The organism is Sphingopyxis sp. SCN 67-31, assembly GCF_001725095.1.
The window spans coordinates 1-7,693 of sequence record NZ_MEFH01000142.1; the positions used below are offsets into that span (position 1 = coordinate 1).

8 protein-coding genes are annotated in these 7,693 nt (G+C 65.9%); 6 read left to right on the forward strand and 2 right to left on the reverse strand.

What is annotated here, in order from left to right:
* Together dapF and ABS88_RS21680 are read right to left on the reverse strand one after the other, a co-directional pair.
* The coding region (dapF, locus tag ABS88_RS21675; RefSeq protein WP_286750558.1) for a diaminopimelate epimerase at nt 1-728 on the reverse strand (728 nt) is incomplete at its 3' end.
* Between the two features lie 51 nt (nt 729-779).
* Nucleotides 780-2,411 (reverse strand): putative bifunctional diguanylate cyclase/phosphodiesterase, encoded by a 1,632-nt coding sequence (locus ABS88_RS21680; RefSeq protein ID WP_062764280.1) that lies wholly within the window; start codon nt 2,409-2,411, stop codon nt 780-782.
* Nucleotides 2,412-2,677: 266 nt separating this feature from the next.
* Between ABS88_RS21680 and ffh the strand changes: the two genes are divergently transcribed.
* From ffh to ABS88_RS21710, 6 genes are all read left to right on the forward strand, one after another.
* Nucleotides 2,678-4,138: a signal recognition particle protein gene (gene ffh / locus ABS88_RS21685; RefSeq protein WP_186401215.1), complete on the forward strand. Its 1,461-nt coding sequence runs from the start codon at nt 2,678-2,680 to the stop codon at nt 4,136-4,138.
* Nucleotides 4,139-4,183: 45 nt separating this feature from the next.
* On the forward strand, nt 4,184-4,765 hold the full coding sequence (gene rpsP / locus ABS88_RS21690) for a 30S ribosomal protein S16 (RefSeq protein ID WP_003043030.1): 582 nt from the start codon (nt 4,184-4,186) through the stop codon (nt 4,763-4,765).
* A 4-nt stretch (nt 4,766-4,769) separates the two neighbouring features.
* A complete protein-coding gene (gene rimM, locus ABS88_RS21695; protein WP_286750559.1) occupies nt 4,770-5,279 on the forward strand; it encodes a ribosome maturation factor RimM in 510 nt (169 codons plus the stop codon).
* 84 nt (nt 5,280-5,363) lie between these two features.
* The gene (locus ABS88_RS21700; RefSeq protein WP_286750560.1) at nt 5,364-6,077 is read left to right on the forward strand and encodes a peptidylprolyl isomerase; all 714 of its coding nucleotides are present in this window, start codon (nt 5,364-5,366) and stop codon (nt 6,075-6,077) included.
* 96 nt (nt 6,078-6,173) lie between these two features.
* Entirely contained in the window at nt 6,174-6,968 is a 795-nt protein-coding gene (locus ABS88_RS21705) for an outer membrane protein assembly factor BamD (RefSeq protein WP_062764272.1), read from the forward strand.
* A 49-nt stretch (nt 6,969-7,017) separates the two neighbouring features.
* On the forward strand, nt 7,018-7,693 hold a 676-nt coding region (locus tag ABS88_RS21710; RefSeq protein WP_286750561.1), incomplete at its 3' end, for an AAA family ATPase.

The window sequence follows — 7,693 nt, forward strand, 5'->3', positions numbered from 1 at the left end:
GACCAGCGGATCACCAGATCGCCGCCGGGCAGCGACACGGTGACGGGCGATTTGACGATGCCGGCGCGGATGGCGGCGACCGCGGTCGCGCACGCGCCCGTGCCGCACGCCTGCGTCAGCCCGACGCCGCGTTCCCAGACGCGAAGCTGAAGCTGATTTTCGCCGTCGAGGCTCGCGACATTGACGTTGACCCGCTCGGGAAACAGGGGGTCGGTCTCGATCCGCGGGCCCAGGTCGCCCAGTGCGACCGCATCGGCTTCGGGGACGAAGAAAATGATGTGCGGATTGCCGACATTGACCGCTGCGCCATGTTCCAGTTCGTCCCAAGCGACGGGCATGTCGCGGGTGTCCATCGGCATGGCGAGCGGAATATGCTCCCAGTCGAAGACGGGCTCACCCAGCACGACTTCTGCGCCGCCGTCGGCGGGGGTCACGCGCAGCATCCCGCCCAGCGTTTCGATGACTGCGGGCTTGCCGATCAGCGTGGCGACGCAGCGCGTCGCATTGCCGCAGGCCTCGACCTCGCTGCCGTCGGCGTTGAAGATACGCATTTTGACGTCGGCCTTCGACGACGGTTCGAGCAGGATAAGCTGGTCGCAGCCGATGCCGTGGCGGCGATCGGCAATCGCATGCGCCCGCGCCGGCGTCATCTCGACGCTGTTCGCGCGCGCATCGATCACGACGAAGTCGTTGCCGAGGCCGTGCATCTTGGTGAAGCGGTCCGCCATAGTCCGCGCATGTAAGGGCGCCGACGGGCGAAGTCTAGCGATGTGGCGGCGTCAGGCCGTCTTGCGCAGCACTTCCTCGTCGCCGGCGGGCGGCGGCGTTTGCGGCAGCGCGGGCGCGCGGAGCAGGCCGCGGTCGGCAAGCAGGCGCGCCGTGTCGTCGGCGGACGCGGCGCGACCGAAGAACCAGCCTTGGCCCTTCGCGCAGCCGAGCCGCGTCAGTTCGATGGCGGTTACTTCGTCTTCGACGCCTTCGGCAGTGATCGGCATGGCGAGGCTTTCGCCGAGGCGCACAATTGCCACCACAATCGCCTGCGCATCGGGGCTGCCGCGCATCGCGGCGACGAAGCTGCGGTCGATCTTGATGCGGTCGAAGGGCAGCGCACGCAGGTGCGACAAGGAACTATAGCCGGTGCCGAAATCGTCGAGGCTGAGCGACACGCCCTGATTCTTGAGGCTGGTGACGATCGAGCGGACGAGCGGCAGATTTTCGAACAGCGAGCTTTCGGTAATCTCGACCTCGAGCTGGCTGGCGGGGTAGCCCGTTTCGACCAGCAGCTTGGTGAGCTTCTGGCTGAACCAGGGGTCCTTGAGTTGTTGCGGCGAAATATTGACCGCGAGAATGATCGACGGATCCCAGCCTTTGGCGATTTCCATCGCGCGGCGGATGACCAGCAGGGACAATTCGCCGATCAGCCCGCTTTCCTCGGCGATCGGAATGAATCGTTCGGGCGGGATCATGCCATATTCGGGCGAGTCCCAGCGCATCAGCATTTCGAAGCCGACAAGGCGGCCGGTCGCGATGTCGACCTGCGGTTCGAAAAAGGGAATGAACTCGCCGCGCGGCATGCCTTCGCGGATGCCGTTTTCGATCTGGTTGCGGACCTGGACCGCCATTTCCATGCCCTGCTCGAACCAGCAATAGCGGTTCCGACCCTCGTCCTTGCAGTGATACATCGCGATGTCGGCCTGGCGGATCATGGTTTCCATCGTCATGCTCGCATCATTGGCGAGCGCGATGCCGAGCGAGGCGCCGATGCGGATATGCTGCGCATCGTGGGCGACCGAATCCTCGAGCGACGAAACCAGTGCCGCGGCGAGCGCGTCGATGTTGGCGCGCGCGGCGGGCTCGAACGGGATCATCGCGACGAATTCGTCGCCACCGAGCCGCGCCTTGGTCGCATTGGGCGGCAGGATGGCGGTGATCCGCTCGGCCGCGACCTGCAACACGCGGTCGCCCGCGGCGTGGCCGTGGATGTCGTTGACCGTCTTGAAATGGTCGAGGTCGAGCAGGAACAGGGCAACATTGCGCTTTTCGGCCACGGCGCTGGCGATGAGCTGCTGCCCCGCAACGATCAGCGCGCGGCGGTTCAGAAAGCCCGTCAGCGGATCGGTGTCGGCCAGATAGCGCGCGCGCTGTTCGGCCTCGGTGCGCTCGCGAATCTCGCGGTTGAGGTCTTCGTAACGGCGCCAGCCGAACAGGATCAGCGCGACATTCAGGATCAGCGCCGCCGACAAGACCTTGTCCGGCCCGCCGCCGATGCCGATCAGCGTCTGCACCACCGCCTGCATCACATTGCCGCCGGTGCCGACGAACATCACGATCGCGGCGACGACGATTCCCCCTGCGATCATGTCGCGTCGGGCGTCCTCGCTGCGGTTTCGCGGCTTCATCGTCGAATTCATGCTATAGTCCCCACCATTCGCCGCATATGCCGGCAAAGCGGTGAAATTTGCGTTAAGTGGCGCTTGGTTGCGATCGCGAAGCCAGCGGGCGGTCCGACTTGCCTTTGTGGGCGATCTCGCCTAAGGAGCCGCCGTCCGCCCATTGGATTCGGGTGGGCATATCGACATCCGCGACGGAATTTCTGTCCACGGATAGCCGCTGGTTGGCGAGGTTTCGCTCACCGGCGTGTTTTGCGTTGCGGATCGAGAGAAGGGTTTGGAAGCGCATGTTCGACAGTCTGAGCAATCGGCTTGGCGATGTTTTCGGGAAGCTCCGCGGCCGCGGTGCGCTGACCGAGGCCGACGTGCGCGCGGCGATGCGCGAAGTGCGCATCGCACTGCTCGAAGCCGACGTCGCGCTGCCCGTGGTGCGCAGCTTCGTCGACCAGGTCACCGAACTTGCGGTCGGTCAGAATGTCCTGCGCTCGGTCACGCCGGGGCAGCAGGTCGTCAAGATCGTCAGCGACGCGCTGACCGAAATGCTCGGCTCCGAAGCTGCCGAACTCGACCTTGCCGTCACGCCGCCCGCCGTTGTCATGATGGTCGGCCTTCAGGGGTCGGGCAAGACGACGACGACCGCGAAGATCGCGAAGCGGCTGAAGGACAAGGAGCGCAAGAAGGTGCTGATGGCGTCGCTCGACGTCAATCGTCCCGCCGCGCAGGAACAGCTCGCCGTCCTCGGTAGCCAGATCGACGTCGCGACCTTGCCGATCATCGCCGGGCAGCAGCCGGTCGAGATTGCGCAGCGCGCCATGCAGGCGGCGAAGCTGCAGGGCTTCGACGTGCTGATGCTCGATACCGCGGGCCGCCTCCACGTCGATCAGCAATTGATGGACGAGATGCAGGCGGTGTCGCGCACGGCGAATCCGGCCGAAACGCTGCTCGTCGTCGACAGCCTGACCGGTCAGGACGCGGTGCAGGTCGCGCAGCGCTTCACCGAACAGGTGCCGCTGACCGGCGTCGTGCTCACCCGCATGGATGGCGATGCGCGCGGCGGTGCGGCGCTGTCGATGCGCGCCGTCACCGGCAAGCCGATCAAATTCGCCGGCACCGGCGAAAAGCTTGACGGTCTTGAAGTCTTCCAGCCCTCGCGCATCGCGGGCCGCATCCTCGGCATGGGCGACGTCGTCAGCCTCGTCGAACGCGCCGCCGAGACGATTCAGGCCGAAGAGGCCGAGGCGATGGCGAAGAAGATGGCGAAGGGGCAATTCGACCTCGACGATCTTCGCACGCAATTGAACCAGATGCGCCGCATGGGCGGACTGGGTGCGCTGGCGGGCATGATCCCCGGCCTGAAAAAGGCGCAGGCGGCGATGGCGCAGAGCGGCACCGACGACAAGGTGCTGGTCCATTTCGACGCGATCATGGGCTCGATGACGCCCAAAGAGCGCGCGAAGCCCGAAATCATCAATGCGAAGCGCAAGATCCGCATTGCCAACGGGTCGGGTACCACGGTGCAACAGGTGAACAAGGTGCTGAAAATGCATCAGGAAATGTCCACCGCGATGAAGAAGATTCGCAAGATGGGCGGCCTCAAGGGCCTTGGCGCCCTCCTCGGCCGCGGCGGCGGTATCCCCGGAATGGGCGGCGGTGGCATGGGCGGCGGCGGCGGTGCCGGCGGACTGCCCGGCCTTGGCGGTGCCGGACTTCCGCCCGATCTCGCCAATCTGCTGAACAAGAAGAAATAACCCGGAAAATCAAAGTCAAAGTTAGAAAGTCAGAAGGAAAATATCATGGCTACCACCATTCGCCTTTCGCGCGGCGGTTCGAAAAAGCGCCCCTATTACAAGATCGTCGTTGCCGATTCGCGCAGCCCGCGCGACGGCCGTTTCATCGAACGCATCGGCAGCTACAACCCGCTGCTCGGCAAGGATAATCCGGACCGCGTCAAGCTCGACGCCGAACGCGCGAAGCATTGGGTTTCGGTTGGCGCGCAGCCGACCGACCGCGTCGCCCGCTTCCTCGACGCCGCAGGCGTGAAGGAACGTTCGGCCCGCAACAACCCGAACAAGGCTGTCCCGGGCGAAAAGGCCAAGGAACGCGCCGAAGAAAAGGCCGCGAAGCTGGCCGAGGCCGAAGAAGCTGCGGCGGCCGCCGCTGCGGCTCCGGCTCCGGCCGAAGAAGCTGCTCCCGAAGCGGCTGAATCGGATGCGACCGGCTCGGTGAAGAGCGAAGAAACCGCCGAAGCGGTTGCCGACGCGGTTGCCGAGGAAGTTCCGGCCGACGCGAGCGCCGACGACGCGGCTGCGATCGCCGAAGAAGTTGCCGAAGGCGGCCCCGTCGCCGAAGCCGGCGAAGAAAAGGCCGAAGGCTAAACCCTTGGCCGCCGCCGATCGTCCCGTCACCCTGGCCGCCATTGCCGGCGCGCACGGGGTCCGGGGTGAGGTGCGGCTCAAATTGTTCGGTGAAGGCGCGGAGGCTCTCCGCGCCTTTTCCGTTTTCGACGCCGGCGCCCGCAAGCTGACGCTGAAATCGGTACGCCCCGCCAATCAGGGGGCGGTGGCGAGCTTTGCCGAAATCGCCGATCGCAGCGCGGCCGAAGCGCTGCGCGGTACGGTGCTGACGGTCCCTCGCTCGGCGCTGCCGTCGCTCGCGCCGGGGGAATATTATCATCACGACCTGATCGGCCTGCCCTGCGTTTCGACCGATGGCGAGGCCGTAGGCCATGTCGTGGCGGTCGAGAATTTCGGCGCCGGCGACATATTGGAAATCGAACGGACGGCCGAAGCGGGGCAAAGGCCGAAGCGCTTCATGGTGCCGATGACCGCGCAGGCGGTTCCTGCCTGGAACGCCGAGGGCGTGACCGTAGCGGCGGCCTTCGTCGAATAGGCGTCGGCGCAAGGGCTTGGCGTTCGCTGCCGGGGCGTCTAGCCTGACCGCCCGCCAACCAGAGAGAGGTCCGCAGAAAGGTCCATGTTCGCTCCCCTGATCCTGTCGCTCGTCCTTGCGGTGCAGTCCGTTCCGGCACAGACCACGCAACTGCCCCCGCCGCCGCCGCCCGTTCCGGCGGCCGTGACGCCCCCGGTCGAGGTCGCGGCGCCCGACACGCGGCCTTATGTCGCGCTCAAGACCGACGCAGGCACGATCGTCGTTCGGCTGGAGGACAAGCGGGCGCCGATCACCAGCGCCAATTTCCTCCGCTATGTCGACAGCAAGCGGATGGACGGGTTCAAATTCTATCGCACGACGCGCAGCTGGGGTGAAGGAAACAAGCTGATCCAGGCGGGCAACCGCGGCGACCCGCGAACCAACTTCCCGCCGATCGCGCATGAGCCGACGACGAAAACCGGCCTTACCAATTGCGACGGTGCGCTGGTGATGGCGCATTTGCGCCCGGGCGATGCGACGACCGATTTCTTTTTGCTGTTGTCCGACATCAAGGGCTTCGACGCCGACGCGCCCGGCGGCGATGGAGCGGGTTTCGCGGTATTCGGCGAGATTGCTTCGGGGCGCGACGTGGCGGAAAAAATCTTCGCGATGCCGGTTTCCGAGACCGCGGGCGAGGGCGTGATGCGCGGCCAGATCCTCGATCCCGCCGTGACCATCCTGTCGGCGCGCCGCGTTCCGGCGCCTGCCGATGCACCCAAAGGCTGTGTGGTGAAGGCGCCCCCGGTTCCGGCGCCGTGACGCCCCCGGGCGCCGCCGGACGATTTGGTTCGCGAAGCCGACGAAAGACATGATCATTTATTTTGCGTTCATCTGCGCTGTGGCTATACCGCGCCCATGACTCAGCGCCCTTCCTCTCGCGCCGCCGTGCGCCTGATCGCCGCCGCCCTCGTGATTTCGCCGCTGCTCGCGGCCTGCGCCGGCGGGGGTGGGGTCAAGAAGGACACGCGCTACGTCGCGCGTGACGTGAATACGCTCTATCGCGCCGCGCAGGATCGTCTCGACCGCGGCCAGTACAAGCTTGCCGCGGCGTTGTTCGACGAGGTCGAGCGTCAGCACCCCTATTCGCCTTGGGCGCGCCGGGCGCAGCTGATGAGCGCCTTTTCCTATTATATGGACCGCGAATATACTCCGTCGATCGAATCGGCGCAGCGTTTCCTGTCGATCCACCCCGGCAACAAGGATGCGCCTTACGCCTATTATCTGATCGCGCTCAGCTATTATGAGCAGATCAGCGACGTGACCCGCGACCAGAAGATCACGCAGCAGGCGCAGGCCGCGCTGGGCGAGATTGTGCGTCGCTATCCCGATAGCCGCTACGCCGCCGATGCGCGGTTGAAGCTTGACCTTGTCCGCGACCATCTGGCGGGCAAGGAGATGGAAATCGGCCGCTTTTACGAGCGCAGCTCGAACTGGCTCGCGGCCTCGATCCGCTTCCGCGAAGTCGTCGACAAATATCAGACGACCAGCCACGCGCCCGAGGCGCTGTTCCGACTGACCGAATGCTATCTCGCGCTCGGCGTTCCCGAAGAGGCGAAGAAGTCGGCGGCCGTCCTCGGCGCCAATTATCCCGGCAGCAAATGGTACGAGCGCGCGTACAAGCTGATGGAAAAGCACGCGCCCAGCGCCTGATGCATCGCGCGATAGATTCGCGCTTTGTTCTATTGTAAGGCGGGGCCGGATGCTGACCGCGCTGTCCATATCGAATATCGTTCTGATCGAACGGCTCGACCTCGATTTCGAGGGCGGGCTGGGCGTGCTCACGGGCGAGACCGGCGCCGGCAAGTCGATCCTGCTCGACGCGCTGGGGCTTGCACTGGGCGCGCGCGCCGACACGGCGCTGGTGCGGCAGGGCAGCGACCGGGCGCAGGTCACCGCCAGCTTTGCGCCGCCGGCAGCAGGCACGCCGCTCGCCGCGCTGCTCGCCGACAATGACGTCGTGCTGGAGGATGGCGAACCGCTGCTCATCCGCCGCACCGTCAAGGCCGACGGCGGCAGTCGCGCCTTTCTGAACGATCAGCCCTGTTCGGCGGCGCTGCTGCGCGAAGTTGGCAGCTATCTCGTTGAAATTCATGGTCAGCATGACGATCGCGGCCTGCTGGCGCCCGCGGGGCATCGCGCACTGCTCGATGCCTATGCGCGCGCCGATGCAGGCGCGGTGGCGGCGGCGCATGCGAGCTGGCGCAGCGCCGAGGAGCGGCTGGCGGCAGCGCGGGCCGCGATTGCCGAGGCCGAACGCGACCGCGAATGGCTGGAGCATTGCGTCGCCGAGTTACGAACGCTTGCCCCACAACCGGGCGAAGAGGCCGAACTCGCCGAGGCGCGCGCCGCGATGCAGAAGGGCGAGCGGATTGCGG

Bases quoted from the DNA above. Each gene is read 5' to 3' on its own strand.
- ABS88_RS21680 (WP_062764280.1), bottom strand. From the start codon at position 2,411: ATGAATTCGACGATGAAGCCGCGAAACCGCAGCGAGGACGCCCGACGC.
- ffh (WP_186401215.1), top strand. From the start codon at position 2,678: ATGTTCGACAGTCTGAGCAATCGGCTTGGCGATGTTTTCGGGAAGCTC.
- rpsP (WP_003043030.1), top strand. From the start codon at position 4,184: ATGGCTACCACCATTCGCCTTTCGCGCGGCGGTTCGAAAAAGCGCCCC.
- ABS88_RS21700 (WP_286750560.1), top strand. From the start codon at position 5,364: ATGTTCGCTCCCCTGATCCTGTCGCTCGTCCTTGCGGTGCAGTCCGTT.
- ABS88_RS21705 (WP_062764272.1), top strand. From the start codon at position 6,174: ATGACTCAGCGCCCTTCCTCTCGCGCCGCCGTGCGCCTGATCGCCGCC.